Genomic DNA, 19,025 nt, shown 5'->3' with positions numbered 1-19,025 from the left:
CGCGCCGACTCCGGCTCCGGACGGCGCGCCGCGCGGCGGGATGCGCAAGGCGCGCGTGTTCGACCACGCGGGCCCCGACGGCGACCGGCCCTCGGTGACGCGCCCGCCCGTCCCGGCGGACGAGGCCGACCGCGTCGCCCGGTATCTGCGGGACGCGCCCGTCGTGCTGGCCGCCCGGTCCAGCGCCCCGGACCAGATCGACCCCTCGCGCGGTGCCGTCGTCCCGCTGACGTTCCACACGGACGGGACGTGGGTGTGGTCCGGGGCGGTGGGCTACTACCTGCGCGAGCACGGCGTCCCGCCGGAGCCCGACCTGGTGGCCCACATCCGGTCCCAGGGGTTCCGGGTGCCCGCCGTGGACGACGACACGATGGACGCCGCGAGCGCCGCCGCGACGGGCCGCGACACCCCGCAACGCGTCCGGAAGAACCCTCCGGCCGCCCACTCCGATCCCGGTCCGCCGGCCGACGACTGGTCGGTCAGGCTCCGCGCCCGCCTGGACGAGCTGAACGTCCCCGCCTCCCGGTACCGGATCCGGGCCACCGCCGAAGGCTCCTGGTGCCTACTGCCGGAGGGAGCGCAGTGGACGGTCTTCCAACTGCGGAACGGCGAACGGCGTAGGCAGGTCACGTTCGATGTGGCCGAGCAGGCGGCCGCCTACCTGCTCGGAAGTGTGCTCCTCGACGCTCCGCCCCGCCCCAAGCCCTACGTGAACGCCAGTCAGCCGACCGGGGCGACGGGTGAGACCGGGCCGATCGAGCCATTGGAGGGGGAACCGCCCCTCAGCCTCCTGCGCGACCGCCGGGTGGTGGAGCTCGTGGAGGGGAGGTTGGTCGACCGCTACGGCGGCCCTGGGGGCAACCTCGTGTACGCGGCCCGCACGCCGTTCGCGCAGAGGTCGCTGCCTGCCGACTGGCAGAACCGCCCGTACCACGTCTACCGGCTGACCAGGCCGGTGGAGGCGCTGACCGGGACGGCCGTGCCCTGGTTCGACCAGCCGGGCGGCGGCACCGCTTACGTGTTCCGCCGCTCGATCGCGGCCATGCTCGCGGACGGCACCCTCGTCGAGACGACCTGAACGCGCCCGCGCGGCAGACCTAAACGGTGCCGATGGCGGCGACCAGGTTGAGGCCGAGGATCAGGTCGAGGTGGACGACCGTCTCCAGCTTCGCGCCCGGCGGCACGTCCGGGTCGGCCGCGAGCTCGTCCAGGACCGCGAGGGCCGCCGGGGAGCCGAGGTCGTCGGCCAAGGCGGCCTCCGCCTTCGCCGCGTACCGCCGGTCCATCGGACGGCCGGGGCCGGTGGCCCACCGGGCGACCTGGGTGCGCCAGCCGTCCAGCCGCTCGGCCGCGGCGGACAGGGTCCCGGACGTCAGGTGCAGCGGCTCGCGGTAGGGCGCGTCGAGCATCGCTAGCCGCACGCTCAGCGGGTCGGCGCCGTCCCAGCCGCCCGTCGCGTGCGGCACGGTCAGGAGAAGGGCGTCGGCCTCGGCGCCGTCCGAGGCCGTCACGTAGACGTCGGCCTCGCGGACGGGCGTCTCCTCGATCGGCTTGACGCTGTATTCGGTCCAGTCCCCGTCCGGGAGGGAGGAGGCGGTCATCCGGACGCGGCGTCCCGCCCGTTCCGCCGCCCGCCGCAGCAGGTCGGCGACGACGAGCGTGCGGAGCCCGGCGCCGTCCAGGACATGGACGCGCGGAGCGGGCCCGCCCGGCAGGTCCGCGGGGCGTCCGGTACGGGAGTCGCGCAACCGGAGCATGCCCCCAACCCTAGGCCCCCGGTCTAGGCGCCCGCCTGCGGCAGGTCGGACAGCAGCGGGCCGATCGGCAGCGGCGCGCCGCCGTCCGGCTTGCGGACCGCGGCGAAGCGGAGCCGCACGTAGTCCGCGACCCAGCCCGACTCGCGGCGCAGCGCGGGCGCCGCCAGGTCGTTCACCCGGACGAGCAGCGGCTCGACCAGCTCCGGCGGGACGTCGGCCAGCGCGCGCGCCGCGTAGGCGCGGACCCAGTCGGCGGCGCCGTTCGGGCCCTCCGTCATGCGGGTCGGGCGGTCGGCGTGCTCCAGCAGGCGGATCGTGAACCCGCCCTCCTCCAGCCTGGCGGCGTACTCCGCGGGGCTCGGGAAGTACCAGGGCAGCTCGGGCTCGCCGAGGCCGAACACGCGCCACGCGGTCTGCATCGCCGCGATCAGCTCGGCGCAGTTGCCCGCGCCGCCGAGCTCGCCGACGAACCGGCCGCCCGGCCGCAGCGCGGCGTGGACCTGCGCGATCACGGCGTCGGGGTCCCGGGTCATCCAGTGCAGCGCGGCGTTGGAGGCGACCGCGTCGAACGACTCGCTGATGGTGAAGTCGTGCGCGTCGCCGATGATGAAGGACAGCCCGGGGTGCAGCGCGGTCGCCTGCGCGACCATGTCCGGGTTGCCGTCGATGCCGAGCACCTCGGCGCCCCGCTCGGCGATCTCCGCGCTGAACGCACCGGTGCCGCACCCGAGGTCGATGACCCGCTCGCCGGGCTGCGGATCGAGCAGGTCGACCAGGGGCGCACCGTGCGCGGAGACGTACCCGAAGGCGGAGTCGTACGTCGTCACGGCCCAATTCACTGTCCCAATTTATCGGACAAAGGAGCGAGTGGAGGCGACCTTGCCAATGACGGACGTCCCGTAGTGATCCGGGACACGCCGGGTGAACCTCGCATCGCTCCACGGCGTCCCGGGCCGTACGGTGCGGTCATGAGCGAGGTCCGCATCACCGGCTCCGAGGCGCCGGACGGCCTGACCCTGCGCACCTCCGGCCTTGCCGCGCGGGGCCTGCCGGAGCTGCGGGCCGCCGGCCTGCCGCCCTACCTGGGGCAGGGCTGGGCGCGCGTCCTCGGGCTCCTGGCTCAGCGGCTTGCGGCCGCTGACAGGGGCGTTCAAGAGATCGATCTCACTCCGGACGTCACCGTCCGGCTGGTCCCCGCGGGCGCCGGATGGCTCGAACCGGCCCCTCCGCCGGGCGAGGACGCGGCCGTCTGGCGGCGCGACGTCCTGCTGCGCCTGTTCCCCGAGGCGAACACCTGAGGGGCGCCGCCCCGCCCGCGAGTCAACGAGGAGGGGTCCGAGGGGCCCGCGACCGGCCGCCGCTCCGCCCGGATCCTAGAATCTGATTCTGCTTCAGCCGGGCGCGACGAAAGGGATGCGAAGTGTCGTACAGCGAGATCGGGTACGAGGTGCGGGACGGGATCGCCACCGTCACCCTGGACCGCCCCGAGCACATGAACGCCTACACGTTCGTGATGCGCAACGAGATGCTGCGCGTCTTCGACGAGATCGACGCGGACGACGCCGTCCGCGCGGTCGTGGTGACGGGCGCGGGACGCGCGTTCTGCGCGGGCGCCGACCTGAGCGGCGGGGGCCGCACCTTCGACAAGGAGCAGTCCACGGACATGTTCGCGGGCGAGGACGACGTCCTGGAGGACGGCACGCCCCGCGACGGCGGCGGCACGGTCGCGCTGCGGATCGCCCGCTGCCTCAAGCCCGTGATCGGCGCGTTCAACGGCGCCGCGGTGGGCGTCGGCGTCACCATGACGCTGCCCATGGACGTCCGCCTCGCCAGCGAGAAGGCCAAGTTCGGCTTCGTGTTCGCGCGCCGCGGCATCGTGACCGAGGCGGCGTCGAGCTGGTTCCTGCCCCGCATCGTCGGCATCTCCCAGGCCATGGAGTGGGCCGCGACGGGCCGCGTCTTCGACGCCCAGGAGGCGCTCGCCGGGCGCCTCGTCTCGCGGGTCCTCGCTCCGGACGAGCTGCTCCCGGCCGCCTACGGCCTCGCCCGGGAGATCGCCGACAACACCTCGGCGGTGTCCGTGGCCGCCATTCGCCGCCTGATGTGGTCCGGCCTGTCCGCGCCGTCCCCGTGGGACTCCCACGTCGCCGACTCCCGGCTCATGGCCGCCCTGGGCGGCGGCGCCGACGCCCAGGAGGGCGTGACGTCGTTCCTGGAGAAGCGTCCGGCCGACTTCCCGATGCGCGTGACCGGCGACCTTCCCGCAGAGGTCCCGGACTGGCCCACCCGCTAGGCCCGCCCTAGGTCCCGTCGCCGGGGCCGCGGCCGGAACGGGCCGTCCCGTCAGGGTTGTATGGCGCCGGAGGGAGAACCGTCGAACGGCTTCAGGCGTTTCCGGGTGCTGCCGGACGTGTGTCACTAGAGGGGCGGAGGGTATGGAGTCGCCCTGGGCAACACGTTTCGGGGGTGCGTGGTGCATATCAGGAGCATTGGAGTCATCGCCGCGGCCGGAGCCGGCCTGCTGACCGTCAGTGCCTGCGGCGGGCATGCGCCCAGCAAGCAGGCGCGTCCCGCCGCCGGAAAGCAGATCGTCGCGAAGCAGGCGCCGCGCCCGGCCGGGCCGCCGCCCGCGCGGCGGATCGACTGCGCCAGGGCGCGGTGCGTCGCGCTGACGTTCGACGACGGGCCGGGCCCCTACACCGACCGGCTGCTGACCACCCTGCGGAGGGGCGGCGCGCGCGCCACGTTCTTCATGCTCGGGGAGAACGTGCACAATTTCCCCGGCGTGGTGCGGCGCATGGCTCTGGAAGGGCACGAGCTCGGCAACCACAGCTGGTCGCATCCGCAGCTGACGGGCCTGTCGGACGCGGAGGTGCGGTCGCAGATCCAGCGGACGCAGCGGGCGATCCAGCAGGCGTCGGGCGGGGTGACGCCCAAGCTCATGCGGCCGCCGTACGGGGCGACCAACAAGCGGACCGGGCGGGCCATCGGGATGCCGCTGATCCTCTGGAGCGTCGACACGCTCGACTGGCAGTACCGCGACACCGCACGGGACGCCCGGGTCGGCGTCAAGGAGCCGAGGAGCGGCGGGATCGTCCTGTTCCACGACATCCACAAGCCGAGCGTGGACGCCATCCCGAAGGTCCTGGACGGCCTGAAGAAGCGCGGGTTCACGTTCGTGACGGTGTCGGAGCTGTTCGGCGGGCGGGCGCTGAAGCCCGGCCAGACCTACACCGACAACGTTCCGCCGAAGCCCTCGCCGCCCGCGACGCCGGTGCCGGCCGCGCCGCAGCGGCCGGGGACGCCCGCGCGACCGGAGGGCACCGCGCGGCCGGGGATTCCGGCGCAGCCGCAACCGGCGACTCCGGCGCAGCCGGGAACGCCGGCGCAGCCTGGCGGGTCCGCGGCGCCCTCCTCGGACGTGGCCGAGCCCGGGGCGCCGTCGCCCGGCGAGGCACCGGAGGCGCCACCGGTACCGGAGGCGCCCCCCGGACGGTGAGGTTCGCTCAGTCGGCCTCGGGGCCGCGCGGACGGCGGCGCGGCGGCGGCTGGGGCGGCACGACCTTCCCGGCGACGAGGGAGTGTTCGGGAACTTCCACCACTTCCCCGGTGCGGCGGCGGACGCGGAGCGTTCCGCCGGACCAGGATTCGAGCACGCCCACCACGTCGCTGTACTCTCCGGTGGGCAGACGACGGCGCAGCGAGACCCGCTGGCCCACGTCCGCGCCACTGACGGACACCACCAGCCGCGCGGCGAAGCGACCGGACATGTGAGGACCCCCGTGTCGAATCGACTGCGCCGTGACGGCCATACTATTCACAGCGAGCTTGCGGTGAGCCGTGACGTGCGGCGGGGCCGGAAACCCGAGAGGAGTCACTGACGTGACCTACGTCATTGCGCAGCCCTGCGTGGACCTGCTCGACAAGGCATGCATCGAGGAGTGCCCGGTCGACTGCATCTACGAGGGGAAGCGTCAGCTCTACATCCACCCGGACGAGTGCGTCGACTGCGGTGCGTGCGAGCCGGTTTGCCCGGTTGAGGCCATCTACTACGAGGACGACGTCCCCGAGCAGTGGAAGGACTTCTACAAGGTGAACGTGGAGTTCTTCGACGACCTCGGGTCGCCCGGCGGCGCGTCCAAGGTCGGGAAGATCGACAAGGACCACCCGATCGTCGCCGCGTTGCCTCCCCAGAGCCAGGACGACTAGGACCGGGCGGCGCGGAGGAAGCCTCGTCGCCCGCCGGTTCCGTACGCCAGGGCCGTGGCTCCCCCTGGGGGCCACGGCCTCGCGGTTTTCCGGGGCCCGCGCCGCTGCTCCGAGGTTGCGGTTCCGCGAGGCCCGCGATTTCTCCCAGAGTGCGCAGTAGGAAGGGATTTGGGTCGTGTTCACGCTGCCGGACTTTCCGTGGGATCGGCTTGAGCCGTACAAGCGGCGGGCCGCCGGCCACGCGGACGGCATCGTCGACCTGTCCGTGGGGACGCCCGTCGACCCCACCCCGCGCGTCGTCCGCGAGGCGCTCGCCGCCGCCGCGGACGCGCCCGGCTACCCCGCGACGTACGGGACGCCCGCGCTGCGCGAGTCGGTGGCCGGCTGGCTGCGCCGCCGCCTCGGCGTGACGGGCGCCGACCCGGACGCGGTGCTCCCGGTCATCGGGACGAAGGAGCTCGTCGCGTGGCTGCCGACGCTGCTCGGCGTCGGACCCGGCGACAAGGTCGTCTTCCCCGAGCTGGCGTACCCGACCTACGACGTCGGCGCCCGGCTGGCGGGCGCCGAGCCCGTCCGCACGGACGGGCTCCTCGCCCTCGGCCCGAGCGCGCCCAGGATCGTGTGGGTGAACTCGCCGTCGAACCCGACCGGCAAGGTGCTGCCCGCCGAGCACCTGCGCAAGGTCGTCGCGTGGGCGCGCGAGCGCGGCGCGGTCGTCGTCAGCGACGAGTGCTACCTGGAGTTCGGCTGGGATCCGGACGACCCGCCGGTGTCCGTCCTGCACCCGGACGTGTGCGGCGGCTCCCACGAGGGGCTGCTCGCGGTCAACTCGCTGTCCAAGCGCTCCAACATGGCGGGCTACCGCGGCGGCGTCGTCACCGGCGACCTCGCGCTGGTCCGGCGGCTGCTGGAGGTCCGCAAGCACGCCGGGATGATCGTCCCGGCACCGGTGCAGGCCGCGATGGCGGCGGCGTTCGACGACGACGCCCACGTGGACGAGCAGCGGGAGCGGTACGCGCGCCGCCGCGCCGCCCTGCGCGCCGCGTTCGAGGGCCACGGGTTCCGCGTCGACCACTCCGAGGCGTCCCTGTACCTGTGGGCCACGCGGGACGAGCCGTGCTGGGACACGGTGGCGCACCTGGCGTCCCTCGGCGTCCTCGCCGCCCCCGGCGAGTTCTACGGGCAGGCCGGGGCCCGGCACGTCCGCGTCGCGTTCACCGCGACGGACGAGCGCGTCGCCGCGGCCGTCGAACGCCTCTGAGCCTGCTCTCCGGGCGGGAGCCCTGGGGTCCTGGGAGTCCACCCCAGGGGTCGTACAGCCGGCGCCGCGGGCGCACGGCTCCGCGGGGAACCGGACTCCCGCATGATCCGTCTCATCGCGGTATGGGCTTGACGGGCCGTAATCGGTAGGATCCGCAGGTCCGTGCAGGTGTGCCGGACGCGGACCGGCCGCGGCCGAGAGACGGAGGACCCGTGACCACAGTCGTGATCGTGATCCTGCTGGCGCTGATCCTCGCGGCGCTGGTGGCGCTGATCGCGGTCCTGCTGCGCCGCCGCGGGACGGCGGGCACGGCGCCCGCGCCGGCGCCGGCCGCGCCGCGCGACCCGTTCGCCGCCGAGGACCAGGTGGGCGGCGATCCCCGGACGCTCAAGGCCGGCGACATGGTCGAGTACCTCGGCACCCGCTACTTCGTGCGCGGCTCGCTGCGGCTGCGCGAGGGCGGGTTCACCTGGTCCGAGCACCTGCTCGACGCCGACACCATCGAGGGCACCAAGGTGTGGATCTCCGTCGAGGAGGACCCGGACCTGGAGGTCGTCTGGTGGACCGAGCACGACATCGGCGACCTGCGCCCCGGCGAGAAGACGATCGTGGTGGACGGCGTGGAGTACCGGCGCGACGAGCACGGCACCGCCGACTACACCAGCGAGGGGACGACCGGCGTCGGCGTCCAGGGCCGGGTCGAGTACGTCGACTACGAGGGCCCGAAGGGGCGCTACCTGTCGTTCGAGCAGTACGGCGGCGGCCAGTGGGAGGCCGGTCTCGGCGACCGCGTCCCGACCGGCGCGCTGACGATCTACCCGGGCGGCGGATGACCGTTGCTCGCGACCCTCGACACCCCCTACGCCGACGCGCGCGCCGACGCCCTGTCGTTCGCGCTCGGCCTGCCGCCGCTGGACGCCCTCGCGGTGCTGCCGGTCGAGCGGGACGGCCTGGCCGTCGAGTTGCGGTTGCTCGGCGCGTCCCACCAGGTCATCGCCGGACCGCTCAGCGAGACGGTCGCCTGCCTGCCCGGCTCGGCCGAGCCGCTGCCGCGGCGGGCCGGCGCGACGCTGCCCGGCTGGACCTACGACTTCACCGCGACGACGGCCGCCTCCGCCGACGACGCGGCGTTCGGCCGCGCCGTCGAGGCGGTGTGCGCGCGGCTGGCGGACCGCGGCGACGCCCTGACCGGGGCCTTCCCCGGCTCCCGGCACGCCGTCACCGCCCTGGCACTGGAGGACACCGGGATCGGCTGGCGCACCTGGCACGCCTATCCCCAGACGCGGGAGATCGTCATGACGCGGAGCCGGCTGGTGAGGCCGTCGTGAGAACGAGGTACTGGGTGATCGGCGGGGTCTCCGCCGCGGTGATCGCCGCGATCGTGCTGGTGGCCGTCCTGAAGGACGGCGGCGGATCGTCGCCGCGCTCGTGGATCTCCAAGAAGTACAGCAGGGTCTCGTCCGGCGTGTACCGGTCGCCGAAGCCCCCGCGGACCGTCGCGAACGAGATCAACAAGAAGCACAAGGCGATCGACCGGGTGGACGACCTCGCGACCATGGGCGCCGCGGGCGGCGTCTACCTGCGCTACCCGAAGCTCGTCGTCGGCGTCCTGCCGGACGGGACGGGCAGCCGCATCACCGTCGACGACCCGTCGCACGGCTACAACCGCTACCACTCCCATGTGGGCGGGCGCTGGAGCAGCCCCGGCAGCAACGGCTGGAACGGCAGCGGCATCGCGACCTTCCGCGGCGGCGGCCCCGGATCGGGCAAGTGAGGAGCAACCGATGAACGACATCGTGCAGGAGAGCGGTGCCACGCTCGCCTACGGCGCGCTCGGCATCGCGCTGATGGCGCTCGGCTACCTCGTCGTCGAGGTCACGACGCCCGGCCGGCTCGGCCACCAGATCTGGACGGAGGGCAACCGCGGCGCCGCGCTGCTCCTGTCGGCCAAGCTCCTCGGCGTCGGCGCGATCGTCACCACCGCGATCGTCACCAGCGACGACGACCTCGGCCAGGGCCTCGTCGACACCACCGTGTACGGGCTGCTCGGCATCGTGCTGATGGCCCTCGCCTTCCTCCTGCTCGACATGTTCACGCCGGGCAAGCTCGGTGCGACGCTCGTCGAGGGGGCGGCCGTGCACCCGGCGGGCTGGGTGGTCGCCGCGGCCGACCTGGCCGTCGCCGCGATCGTCGCCGGGGCGGTGTCCTGACCGCCCCGGACCTCGACCGGACCTCCCCGTCCACGGACGAGGGGGCCGCACCCGACCCGCCCGCACCCGACCCGCCCGCGCTGGGGGTCCCCGCGCGGGCCGCGCGTGCCCTGGTCCTCGCCGCGGTGTTCGCCTGCGCGGCGTGCGGCCTGGTGTACGAGCTGGCGCTGGTCGCGCTCGGCAGCTACCTCGTCGGCAACTCGGTCACGCAGGCGTCGATCGTCCTGTCGGTGATGGTGTTCGCGATGGGCGTCGGGTCGCTGCTGGCCAAGCCGCTCCAGGGACGCCCGGTCGTGGCGTTCGCCGTCGTCGAGGGCGCGCTCGCGCTGGTCGGCGGCCTGTCGGTGCTGATGCTGTACGCGGCGTTCGCGTGGCTCGACCTGTACGTCCCGGCGCTCGTGGTGGTCGCGTTCGCGGTCGGGGCGCTGATCGGCGCGGAGATCCCGCTGCTGATGACGCTGCTCCAGCGGATCCGGCGGCAGGACGCGGGCAGCGCGGTCGCCGACCTGTTCGCGGCCGACTACGTCGGGGCGCTCGTCGGCGGCCTCGCGTTCCCGTTCCTGCTGCTGCCCGCGTTCGGGCACATCAAGGGCGCGCTGCTCGTCGGCGTCGTGAACGCGGTCGCCGGGATCGCGGTCGTGCTCTGGCTGTTCCGCCGCCGGCTCGGCCGCGCCGCGCAGGCCGCGCTGTGGGGCGGGATGGTCGCGGTCCTCGCCGTCCTGTGCGGGACGTACGCGCTCGCGGACGGGTTCGAGGTGTCGGCGCGGCAGGCGCTGTACTCCGACCCGATCGCGGTCGCCGAGCGCACCCCGTACCAGGAGATCGTGATCACGCGGAAGGTGACGCTGTCGGGCGCGTCCGACGTGCGGCTCTTCCTGAACGGCGACCTCCAGTTCTCCTCCGCGGACGAGTACCGCTACCACGAGTCGCTCGTCCATCCGCTGATGGCGGGCCCGCACGGGCGCGTGCTGATCCTCGGCGGCGGCGACGGCCTCGCCCTGCGCGAGGTGCTCCGCTACCGGGACGTCGCCAGCGCGACGCTCGTCGAGCTCGACCCGGAGATGATCCGCCTCGCCCGCACGTACGGGCCGATCGCGTCCCTGAACCGCGGTTCGCTCGACGACCCGCGCGCCACGGTCGTCAACGCCGACGCGTTCTCCTGGCTGCGGCGCCTCGACCAGCGGTACGACGCCGTCATCGTGGACATGCCGGACCCCGACGACGTCTCCACCGCCAAGCTCTACTCCGTCGAGTTCTACGGCCTGGTCAAGCGGGCCCTGGCCCCCGGCGGCCGCGTGGTCGTCCAGTCGGGCTCGCCGTACTTCGCGCCGAAGTCGTTCTGGAGCATCCAGAAGTCGATCGCCGCGGCCGGGCTCGCGACCGTCCCGTACCACGTGGACGTGCCGAGCTTCGGCGACTGGGGCTTCGTGCTCGCCGCCCCGACCCCGCGGCCGCCCGCGCTCACGCTGAGCCGGGACGTCCCCGACCTGCGCTTCCTCGACGCCGACCTCCTCCGCGCCGCCACCGTCTTCCCCAAGGACCGCCGGTCCCGGAACGTGGACGTCAACACCCTCGTCCACCCGCGCCTCGTCGAGTACGAGGGCGAGGAGTGGAAGGACTCCTAGCGGGTCAGCGATGCGTCGAGCGGCGGATCGCCTTGTCGACGGCCCGCTGGAACGACGTCACCACCGACTGGATCATCAGCGGCTTCAGCTTCCCGGCGAGCTCCAGCAGCCGCCCGCGCTCCTCGGGGGCCCGCCCGCCCTCCCGGTAGGGGCGGACGACGGTGTCCTGGAACACCTGCTGCAGCTCGGCGGCGAGCGCCGTGGTGTGCCGCTCGACGGCCTCGTGCGAGGCGATCAGCGTGTCGAGGGGCAGCGGCAGCTCGGCCAGCTCCGCGCTGATGCCGAGCAGGGCCGGGCTGACGACGCGCACCGCGTCCGCGGAGACGAGCTCGACCACGCCGAGTGCCTCCAGCCGCTTGAGGGTCTCGTCGTCGAGGTGCCGCCCGGCCCGCCGGTCCAGCTCGTGCCGGTCGAGGTCCTCGGGACGCTCGGGCGCCCACGGCGACAGCAGCGCCCGCTGCAACGCCAGGTCCTCGGGCGCCGCGTCCAGGGGGATCCTCGCCAGGTGCTGCTCGATCGCGGCCAGGGTCAGCCCGAGCGACTGGAGTTCGCGGACGAGCTCGAGCCGCGCCAGGTGCTCATCCCCGTAGAGGCCGGTGCGCCCGCGCAGGCGCGGCGGGGGCAGCAGCCCGCGCCCGGCGTAGAAGCGCACCGTGCGGACGGTCACGCCCGCGCGCGCCGCCAACTCGTCGACGGTGAGCTCCACCGCGCCTCCTCGTCCGGGTCCGCCGCGGCCGGGCCCCGACCCGGCGTCCAGCCATGTGACAGTGCCAGTGTTACATTATCCCTGTATCAGTACGCACTTACCGAGGGAGACCGCCGGATGGCACGGGACATCTTCACCGCGGAGCACGAGGCGTTCCGCGACATGGTCCGGTCCTTCATCGAGAAGGAGATCGCGCCGTACCACGAGCAGTGGGAGAAGGACGGCATCGTCTCCCGCGACGTGTGGCTCGCCGCGGGACGCCAGGGCCTGCTCGGCATCGACATGCCCGAGGAGTTCGGCGGCGGCGGCGACCCCGACTACCGCTACTACGTGGTGCTGAACGAGGAGCTCGCCAAGGCGGGCGTGCACGGTCCCGGCTTCTCCGTCCACAACGACATCAACGGCGGCTACCTGCGTCAGCTCGCCAACGACGAGCAGAAGGCGCGCTGGATCCCCGGCTACTGCTCCGGCGAGATCATCACCGGCATCGCGATGACCGAGCCCGCCGCCGGTTCCGACCTCCAGGGCATCAAGACCACCGCGGTCAGGGACGGCGACGACTACGTCCTGAACGGCTCCAAGACCTTCATCTCCAACGGCATCCTCGCCGACCTCGTGATCGTCGTGGCGAAGACCGACCCGTCCGCCGGGGCGAAGGGCGTCAGCCTCCTCGTCGTCGAGCGCGGCATGGACGGCTTCGAGCGCGGCCGCAACCTCGACAAGGTCGGCATGCACGCCCAGGACACCGCCGAGCTGTTCTTCGACAACGTCCGCGTCCCCGCCGCGAACCTCCTCGGCGAGGAGGGCATGGGCTTCATCTACCTGATGCAGAACCTCGCCCGCGAGCGGCTGTCCATCGGCGTCACCGCGCAGGCCGCCGCCGAGACCGCCTTCGAGCAGACCCTGGAGTACTGCAAGACCCGCGAGGCGTTCGGCCGCCCGATCGGCAAGTTCCAGCACAACCGGTTCACGCTCGCCGAGATGAAGACCGAGCTCACCGTCACCCGCTCCTTCACCGACGAGTGCGTCGTCAAGGAGAGCAAGGGCGAGCTGGGCGTCGACGAGGCCGCGATGCTGAAGTACTGGAACACCGAGCTGCTCAAGAGGGTCGTCGACCGCTGCGTCCAGCTCCACGGCGGCTACGGCTACATGACCGAGTACCCGATCGCCAAGGCCTACCAGGACGTCCGCATCCAGACGATCTTCGGCGGCACCACCGAGATCATGAAGGAGATCATCGGCCGCTCCCTCGGCGTCTGACACCGCGATCCGACCGGGCCGGTGGCCGGGAGGTCACCGGCCCGGCGGTCGCGGACGGCGGGCCTGCGCGGGGCCGGTCAGCGGTAGGGGCGGACTCCGGTGACCTTCCAGACCTTGCCGTTCGACTTGGCCAGCAGGTACAGCTCACCCGCCGCGTCGGTGCCGAACCGGAGATCGACCCGCGTCGGGCTGCCGGTCGCGCCGACGGCGCCGAGGTCCTGCATGGTCGCCGGCCTCCCGTCCTGGCCGAACACCCCGAGCGTGTAGATCGGCGCCCGGGGCGCGCCGAGCCTCATCTGCCGGTCGTAGGTGAAGAAGACGCGCCCGTCCACGATGTCGCCGAACACGTACTTGCCGCGCAGCGCGGGCACCCGCGCGCCCCGGTACACGAACCCGCCGGAGATCGCGTGCCCGACGTCGTCCGTGCAGTTCCAGTCCGGCGGCGGGTTGTGGTCGTACATGGCCAGCGGATACGTGTAGCCGTACTTCGCGTCGTCCGCCGGGAGCGGGTACAGGCGGTCGCACGGGTTCGCGGTCGCCTTGTCGAACACCCACGTCCCCTCACGCTCGCTCCACCCCAGATTGGCGCCCGGCCGCACCTCGTACACCGACTCGATCGTCTTCTCACCGATGTGCCCGAGCAGCAAGCGGTGCGGCCACCTCCGGTCCCAGCTGAAGCGGTGCGGGTCCCGCATGCCGAGGGCGTAGATCTCGCCGAGCGCCCCGGCCCGTCCGGTGAACGGGTTGTCGGCGGGGACCCCGTACTCGCCGTTCGCGCTGTTCCTCCCGGACGGGTCGATGCGCAGGATCTTGCCGTGCGGCAGCGACAGGCTCTGCGGCTCGCCGTTGCGGACGCCCTGGCCGCCGTCGCCCACCGCGACGTAGAGCTTGCCGTAGTCGGCGCCGTGCCGCCTCGCGGTCGGATTGAAGTCGATCTGCTGGATGCCGTGGATCTGCCCACCGAACCCGATCCGCAGGACCTCCCGGCGCGTGCCCTCGAACGCGTTCGCGGACGGGTCCTTCGCCGTCCACTCGGTGATGACGCCGTGGTACAGGATCGTGCCGGCCTGCACGTAGTCCGGGGCGGCCGTCGTGGCGGAGGCCAGCTCGGTGTGCACCGTGTAGAACTTGCCGTTCCTGGCGAAGTCGGGATGGAACGCCGCGAAGCCGAACCCCTGCCCCATGCCGCGCCCGGAGAAGAACTGCGGCGCGAACGTCGCGCCGACGTCCAGGTAGGTCGTCGGCGTGGACGACCCCTTGGCGAGGAAGTACAGCTTGCCGTTGAGGTCCGGGACGTACTTCCGCCCCGAGCGGTCGGGCAGCTCACCGACGTAGTTGATGCGGGCGTGCCGGACCAGCCGCTGGTCCGTGGGCGGGGGAGTGGGCTCCGACTTGGGGAAGGCGGCGATCTCCTGGAGCGTCAGGCCCAGGCCGGACGGCGCGGGGTCCTCCGGGATCGGGTCGTGGACCGCGCCGTCCGCGACCGCCGTGCCCGGGGCCGCGAGCAGTCCGGCCAGGACCCCGGTGGCGGCGAGCACGCTCCAACGTGACTTCGGCATGCGACGGGCCTCCCGTGCGTGGTGAAAGCGCTTTCAGCAAACGCTTTCTCGACCGTACGAACCGGCCCGGAGACCGTCAACACGCGATCACCTCATGACCGCATCCGGCCCCGTCCGGTCGGTCAGGACGCCTTGGTGAAGCTGTCGATGTCGCCGCCCCACGCCGGCCCGTCCCAGTTGATGACGAACCGGTTCGCGCCGGGCTTGTGGTCGATCGTCCCCTTCTCGCGCCCCTGCTCGTTCGCGCACAGGGTGATGGACGCCTTGGCCGTGCCCGCGCCCTTCACCGTCCCCGAGCAGGCGAGCTTCCCGGTGGTCGTGACCGTGGTGCCGGAGATCGTGAGCGTCGCGATCGGGCTCTTGTTGATCGGCTTCCACGTCCCGTCCAGCCCGCCGGCCGCCGTGCTCTGCGGCTGAGCGGAGGACGCCACGGCGGTCGCGCCCCGCTTGGCGGGGGCGGCCTTCGCGTCCTCCTTGCCGTCTCCGCCGCAGCCCGCCAGCAGGGCGGCGGCCACGGCAACGGTCACGGCGCTCAGGATCGTGCGCATGGAGGGGGAGCTCCTTTCCAGCGGCCGGGCGTCCGGCCGCGCAGGTCTGCCTACTGCCTATCGGGCCGATCGGACGAAGATCGGCAACGGCTAGGAGGATAGGGCAGGTCCGCCTATGGAAGATCCCAAGGGCCGGACGCGGAGCCGTCCGGCTCGCGGCCGTACCTATACCGGTCTTCCCAGTCGGGCAGAGCACGCTTGACGATGTAGAACAGGCCCGCGTCCGCGACGCCCGGAGCCAGCGCGGCGGCCCGCTCGCTCTCGCCGATCTCGTGCAGGAGGACGACCAGTCCGGCCCGGCGCAGCGGGTCTGCGAGCACCATAGGGGTGAGGCGTTGGAGCAGCGCGTCCACTCGCTTGCGCGCCCCGAGGCCATGGAGGACGCCGAGCAGGAACGCCCCGCCGTACAGGTCGTCCACCAGCGCTTCGAGATCGCGTTCCAGCAGCCGCCGGGCCTCGTCGTGGGCGTCGAGCAGGTTCAGCGCCTTGGCCAGCCGGACGGCGCCGTGGAAGTCGGTAACCGGGATTGCGGTGACTTTGCCGAGCATCGCGGCGAGGGAGTCATGCTCGTTCTGGTCTCGCAGCACCCTCAACGCCATGGCGAACTGTGCAAGGTCGGTGACGTCCGCGTCCAGGAGGCGGCGGAGAAGCGCGTCGGCCCGCCCAGGCGCGCCGATCTTCCGGAGCGTCGCCACCAGGAAGGCCGCGGCGGGCAGGTCGTCCAGGCTGGCATGCACCTCCGGATAACGCTGCGCGAGCGCGACGAGCGCCTCACGCGCGCCGACCAGAGAGAAGGAATCCAGGTACCAGCCCACGGTGAGGGCGTCTTTGAGATCGACCTCCCGCGCGTGGGCGACCGCCGCCTCTTCGTCTCCCTTCTCCGCGACGTCCATCACCTCGATCACGTCATCGGCTGGGAACCGATAGGGCGCGAAGTCCTTGTCGGACGGAGAAGCGAGCAGTTCCGCTATCGAGCCGTCGTCAGAGCGCGGCAAGGTAGGGAGGCGGGGATGCCCCGCGGAAAAGTCGTCATCGGACCAGGGATCGTCATGTGACCACGCGTCCTCATTCTCGTGTTGGGGCACCTGAGGTGCCGGGCGAACGGCTAGGTCCTCGCCCGCTTGGCGCAGAGCCGACAGCAAGCTGACGAACGCTTCCTCGTCAAACAAGACACCTTCGTCGAATCGCAGGCTGGCCGTCACCGCATCCGGTGCAGGAATCTGCGAGGTTAGATGCCATGGATCCGCCGTGAAGCCGTGCGGAGCGGCTTCCCAGGCGGCGCGGACTTCGGGCGAGCGGTCGAGGAGCGCGTCCATGGCTTCGCCCGCACTCGCGTCGCTCAGCGCACGGACCAGGGATCCGACGATGCTCATGTTCGTCATGTCCGCGTGCGCGGCGGCGTCCCGGGCGAGCAGGCGATCCAGCTCGTCCCGTCGATCCGCCCGACGTAACGCATCGAGCAGTACTGTCACGTCGAGGACGTTGGAGACGTCGGCATGCGCCGCCGGATCGCGATCCCAGAGCAGGCTAAGCGCCGTGCCAGCGTCCACCTCTCGCAGCAGGTCGATGAACGAGGCCACGGCGGAAGCGTCGGTCAGGTCCAGGTGCGGGACGAGCCGTTCGGCCTCGGCGGCGACGGTGCCGGGGTCGATCGAGTGCAGCAGGACGAGCAGGTTGCGCGCGCTCCAGGCATCACCGGCGTGCGCGGCCCGCCGGTGGAGCAGCGCGGCGTACCGGAGGAGGCCGCGCGACTGAGCCTCCAGGGACAGCGGCTCGCACGATCCAGCGTCCGCCGAAGTGATCGCCGCCTCCCAGAACGTCGCGGGAGGGCAGAGGTCGATGCGGTCGCGGCGTCCGATCTGCTCCAGGTAGTCGGACAGGCGGTATCGCGGCGGCTCCTCGGATGTTCCCGGCGCGCGGGGACGGATCCGCGTCAACGGCCCGCGAACGCCCTTGCAGGGTGCGGCCGTGTAGGCGAGGGCCTCGTCCAACCAGCCGGGCTCCAGCGCGTCCCATTCCAGATCGGTCAGGTAGCCGGGTGCGGCGGCCTCCAGGAGAGCGCGGGGGAGCGCGAGGCCGTGGCCGAGGCGGCGGGCGTCCATCGCGGCGTGGATGAGCGCCCGGACGGGCGCCCGGGCGTTGCGGTATCGGGTCAGCAGCTCGGGGACACCGGCCAGATACTGCGTGACCTGCCCGTTCTCGGCTTCCTCCTCCGCCGCGGCCAGCCGTGCGTCCCCGGCGGCCGCCTGCCGGAGATCGAGCAGCGCCTCGGCCGTGAAGGACTCCGGCACCGGAATGTCGGTGCCCGCCAGCAGTATGGAGGCGCGCGACGGCGTGGCCGCGCCGCCCACCGGGGCCGGACGTGTCAGGGCGTCCCAGTGCTGCGGCCACAGCGTGCCCAGCACCAGGACGGGAGCGCGTGTCCGGTCGGTGAGCAGGGCATGCAAGGCGGCGGCGACGCGCTCGCCCGTGTCGCTGCCCGGCGTGTGCAGGTAGAGCTGCGTCTCGTTCAGCCAGACGACCGTGCGCGGTCCGACCTTCGCCAACTCGGCCAGCGCGGCGTCGAGGCGCGTCGGGGCGAACGGGTGCCACAGCCGCCAGCCGTCCGGCAGCCCTTGGACCGCCTCCCAACATGCCCGCGTCTTGCCCGTGGACGATCCGCCGACCAGCACCGCCATCGCGCTGCGTCCGCTGAGCACCCCGCCGACGACCTCTGCGAGCCGCCGGTCATGCTCCCGAGGCACGTACGCGGGCAGCACGGGAAGGCCCGCAGACGCATCAAGCTCGACCGGACGATGCACCTCCAGCGCGAACGGGTCGTCGAGCTCGGTGATGGGCGTGCCGATCGGCGGCTCCATCCGCGCCTGCACCCACAGCTTGCGGACGCGCCGCGCGGCGTCCTGCCCGTCCCAGCCCGCCAGGCGAGCCAGCACGGTGGCGACCGCGACGGTGTCCGCCTGTGCGGCGGGCGGATCCGGCGAGCCGATGATGCGGCCGATGGTCGCTCGCGTCGGCGCCCCCGCGAGATCGTCGTCGTCCAGGACGTCGCGGGCGATGTCGTCCAGCGAAGGCGCGCCCGCCTCCAGGTAGAGCTCGTACAGCAAATCCTTGAGGTCCCGCAGCGGACCGGGCGCTACCCGAGGCCGCGTCACCAAGCGCGGCCTGCGCACCCCGTCCCCGGCTGACTCGTCGCGACTCATCGCGAACCATCATGTCCTCCCCGGACGCCCATGCGGGGTGGAATGCGGCGCTGTGCCCGACCGTGCCCCCGTTCGTCGCAACTCAGTTCCGGTCCCGACGCGCTCCCCATCCTGGACGTGATCCGAGACGCCATCGAGAGGACTCCCGATGAGGCACGCCCCTGACCCCGCCGAAACGGCGCGACTCACCCGCGCCGAACGGCTCACCCTGCTCGCCGCGCTCCTCAAGGGCACGGCCGCCGGAACCACCCGCGCCGTCCTGACCTGGCTCCTGAACCACCCCGACCGCTGACCCGCACGGATACGTGGACGAACCCCTCGGCCACATCCGGTCGAGGGGTTCCACATACCGACCGGAGCCGCCGCCACCACGACGCCGGACGACCAGCCGCTGCCGGGATACACGATCGTCCACCCACCGCCGTAGTGAAACGGGCGGCTCAGAGGCCGGCGCCGCCTGGGACGACCTGGTCCGCTGGATCGACACGGGCAGGCGCCCGGCGGGTGACACGACCAAACCACCGACACGACCGTCCGCACCACAGGCGCCCGCCCCCTCTATCCCACCTGTCCCTGAATCATCGAGAAAGGTTCGGCTGATCTCCGTCGAGGCTGGGAAATGGCCGGTGAACGTGTCCGGAAAAGACTGTGCATCATTGCATGGTCGACAGGATGGGATCCGAGTTAGAG

20 protein-coding genes are annotated in these 19,025 nt (G+C 72.6%); 13 read left to right on the top strand and 7 right to left on the bottom strand.

Annotated elements, in window-relative coordinates; translation table 11 throughout:
• Positions 1-1,078: TNT domain-containing protein (locus E1300_RS22645; RefSeq protein ID WP_131759044.1), on the top strand; the 1,078-nt coding region annotated here is incomplete at its 5' end.
• 19 nt (positions 1,079-1,097) lie between these two features.
• Here the strand turns inward: E1300_RS22645 and E1300_RS22640 are convergent.
• Positions 1,098-1,757, bottom strand: a complete 660-nt coding sequence (locus E1300_RS22640; protein WP_131759043.1) for a cysteine--tRNA ligase — start codon at positions 1,755-1,757, stop codon at positions 1,098-1,100.
• Positions 1,758-1,780: 23 nt separating this feature from the next.
• Entirely contained in the window at positions 1,781-2,596 is an 816-nt protein-coding gene (locus E1300_RS22635; RefSeq protein ID WP_131759042.1) for a class I SAM-dependent methyltransferase, read from the bottom strand.
• A gap of 129 nt (positions 2,597-2,725) precedes the next feature.
• Between E1300_RS22635 and E1300_RS22630 the strand changes: the two genes are divergently transcribed.
• The 3 genes from E1300_RS22630 (at position 2,726) to E1300_RS22620 (ending at position 5,256) form a co-directional block, all read left to right on the top strand.
• Positions 2,726-3,055, top strand: coding sequence for a hypothetical protein (locus E1300_RS22630; RefSeq protein ID WP_131759041.1), 330 nt, complete (start codon positions 2,726-2,728; stop codon positions 3,053-3,055).
• A 122-nt stretch (positions 3,056-3,177) separates the two neighbouring features.
• Positions 3,178-4,050 (top strand): crotonase/enoyl-CoA hydratase family protein, encoded by an 873-nt coding sequence (locus E1300_RS22625; protein ID WP_131759040.1) that lies wholly within the window; start codon positions 3,178-3,180, stop codon positions 4,048-4,050.
• A 177-nt stretch (positions 4,051-4,227) separates the two neighbouring features.
• Positions 4,228-5,256 carry a polysaccharide deacetylase family protein gene (locus E1300_RS22620; protein ID WP_242619325.1) on the top strand — a complete coding sequence of 343 codons (1,029 nt, stop codon included), beginning with the start codon at positions 4,228-4,230 and terminating at the stop codon, positions 5,254-5,256.
• A gap of 7 nt (positions 5,257-5,263) precedes the next feature.
• Here the strand turns inward: E1300_RS22620 and E1300_RS22615 are convergent, their stop codons facing one another.
• The gene (locus E1300_RS22615) at positions 5,264-5,527 is read right to left on the bottom strand and encodes a putative acetyltransferase (RefSeq protein WP_207399900.1); all 264 of its coding nucleotides are present in this window, start codon (positions 5,525-5,527) and stop codon (positions 5,264-5,266) included.
• 112 nt (positions 5,528-5,639) lie between these two features.
• Between E1300_RS22615 and fdxA the strand changes: the two genes are divergently transcribed.
• The 7 genes from fdxA (at position 5,640) to E1300_RS22580 (ending at position 11,062) form a co-directional block, all read left to right on the top strand.
• Complete coding sequence (gene fdxA / locus E1300_RS22610; protein ID WP_131759039.1) at positions 5,640-5,966, top strand: ferredoxin; 327 nt, start codon at positions 5,640-5,642, stop codon at positions 5,964-5,966.
• Positions 5,967-6,141: 175 nt separating this feature from the next.
• Complete coding sequence (dapC, locus tag E1300_RS22605; RefSeq protein ID WP_131759038.1) at positions 6,142-7,227, top strand: succinyldiaminopimelate transaminase; 1,086 nt, start codon at positions 6,142-6,144, stop codon at positions 7,225-7,227.
• Positions 7,228-7,439: 212 nt separating this feature from the next.
• Positions 7,440-8,060 carry a DUF4178 domain-containing protein gene (locus E1300_RS22600; RefSeq protein ID WP_131759037.1) on the top strand — a complete coding sequence of 207 codons (621 nt, stop codon included), beginning with the start codon at positions 7,440-7,442 and terminating at the stop codon, positions 8,058-8,060.
• A 3-nt stretch (positions 8,061-8,063) separates the two neighbouring features.
• Positions 8,064-8,555, top strand: coding sequence for a DUF2617 family protein (locus tag E1300_RS22595; protein ID WP_131759036.1), 492 nt, complete (start codon positions 8,064-8,066; stop codon positions 8,553-8,555).
• Entirely contained in the window at positions 8,552-9,001 is a 450-nt protein-coding gene (locus E1300_RS22590; RefSeq protein ID WP_242619324.1) for a DUF4247 domain-containing protein, read from the top strand. Before E1300_RS22595 ends, E1300_RS22590 begins: the two co-directional genes overlap by 4 nt.
• 10 nt (positions 9,002-9,011) lie before the next feature.
• Positions 9,012-9,437 carry a DUF350 domain-containing protein gene (locus tag E1300_RS22585; RefSeq protein ID WP_131759035.1) on the top strand — a complete coding sequence of 142 codons (426 nt, stop codon included), beginning with the start codon at positions 9,012-9,014 and terminating at the stop codon, positions 9,435-9,437.
• 80 nt (positions 9,438-9,517) lie between these two features.
• A complete protein-coding gene (locus E1300_RS22580) occupies positions 9,518-11,062 on the top strand; it encodes a polyamine aminopropyltransferase (protein WP_131759034.1) in 1,545 nt (514 codons plus the stop codon).
• Between the two features lie 4 nt (positions 11,063-11,066).
• On the opposite strand, the gene E1300_RS22575 is transcribed toward E1300_RS22580, so the two are convergent.
• The gene (locus E1300_RS22575) at positions 11,067-11,768 is read right to left on the bottom strand and encodes a MerR family transcriptional regulator (RefSeq protein ID WP_131759033.1); all 702 of its coding nucleotides are present in this window, start codon (positions 11,766-11,768) and stop codon (positions 11,067-11,069) included.
• 117 nt (positions 11,769-11,885) lie between these two features.
• Here E1300_RS22575 and E1300_RS22570 point away from each other — a divergent pair, with 117 nt between their 5' ends.
• Positions 11,886-13,028 carry an acyl-CoA dehydrogenase family protein gene (locus E1300_RS22570; RefSeq protein ID WP_131759032.1) on the top strand — a complete coding sequence of 381 codons (1,143 nt, stop codon included), beginning with the start codon at positions 11,886-11,888 and terminating at the stop codon, positions 13,026-13,028.
• A gap of 77 nt (positions 13,029-13,105) precedes the next feature.
• Here E1300_RS22570 and E1300_RS22565 read toward each other — a convergent pair whose 3' ends face one another.
• The 3 genes from E1300_RS22565 to E1300_RS22555 form a co-directional block, all read right to left on the bottom strand.
• On the bottom strand, positions 13,106-14,587 hold the full coding sequence (locus E1300_RS22565; RefSeq protein ID WP_131759031.1) for a PQQ-dependent sugar dehydrogenase: 1,482 nt from the start codon (positions 14,585-14,587) through the stop codon (positions 13,106-13,108).
• A gap of 122 nt (positions 14,588-14,709) precedes the next feature.
• Positions 14,710-15,135, bottom strand: coding sequence for a hypothetical protein (locus E1300_RS22560; protein WP_131759030.1), 426 nt, complete (start codon positions 15,133-15,135; stop codon positions 14,710-14,712).
• 113 nt (positions 15,136-15,248) lie between these two features.
• Positions 15,249-18,335, bottom strand: a complete 3,087-nt coding sequence (locus tag E1300_RS22555) for a hypothetical protein (RefSeq protein ID WP_131759029.1) — start codon at positions 18,333-18,335, stop codon at positions 15,249-15,251.
• A 148-nt stretch (positions 18,336-18,483) separates the two neighbouring features.
• Here E1300_RS22555 and E1300_RS50225 point away from each other — a divergent pair, with 148 nt between their 5' ends.
• Positions 18,484-18,627 carry a hypothetical protein gene (locus tag E1300_RS50225; RefSeq protein ID WP_165502943.1) on the top strand — a complete coding sequence of 48 codons (144 nt, stop codon included), beginning with the start codon at positions 18,484-18,486 and terminating at the stop codon, positions 18,625-18,627.
• Positions 18,628-19,025: the final 398 nt, after the last annotated feature.

Origin of the sequence: Actinomadura fibrosa (assembly GCF_900659615.1) — a bacterium.
Lineage (GTDB): Bacteria > Actinomycetota > Actinomycetes > Streptosporangiales > Streptosporangiaceae > Spirillospora > Spirillospora fibrosa.
Note: the sequence above shows the minus strand (reverse complement) of the source record. Positions and strands in the feature narration are given on the sequence as shown.

What these genes read in the sequence shown, in the direction of transcription:
- E1300_RS22640 (WP_131759043.1), bottom strand. Translation starts at nt 1,757, where the DNA reads ATGCTCCGGTTGCGCGACTCCCGTACCGGACGCCCCGCGGACCTGCCG.
- E1300_RS22630 (WP_131759041.1), top strand. Translation starts at nt 2,726, where the DNA reads ATGAGCGAGGTCCGCATCACCGGCTCCGAGGCGCCGGACGGCCTGACC.
- E1300_RS22615 (WP_207399900.1), bottom strand. Translation starts at nt 5,527, where the DNA reads ATGTCCGGTCGCTTCGCCGCGCGGCTGGTGGTGTCCGTCAGTGGCGCG.
- E1300_RS22585 (WP_131759035.1), top strand. Translation starts at nt 9,012, where the DNA reads ATGAACGACATCGTGCAGGAGAGCGGTGCCACGCTCGCCTACGGCGCG.
- E1300_RS22570 (WP_131759032.1), top strand. Translation starts at nt 11,886, where the DNA reads ATGGCACGGGACATCTTCACCGCGGAGCACGAGGCGTTCCGCGACATG.
- E1300_RS22565 (WP_131759031.1), bottom strand. Translation starts at nt 14,587, where the DNA reads ATGCCGAAGTCACGTTGGAGCGTGCTCGCCGCCACCGGGGTCCTGGCC.
- E1300_RS22560 (WP_131759030.1), bottom strand. Translation starts at nt 15,135, where the DNA reads ATGCGCACGATCCTGAGCGCCGTGACCGTTGCCGTGGCCGCCGCCCTG.
- E1300_RS22555 (WP_131759029.1), bottom strand. Translation starts at nt 18,335, where the DNA reads ATGAGTCGCGACGAGTCAGCCGGGGACGGGGTGCGCAGGCCGCGCTTG.
- E1300_RS50225 (WP_165502943.1), top strand. Translation starts at nt 18,484, where the DNA reads ATGAGGCACGCCCCTGACCCCGCCGAAACGGCGCGACTCACCCGCGCC.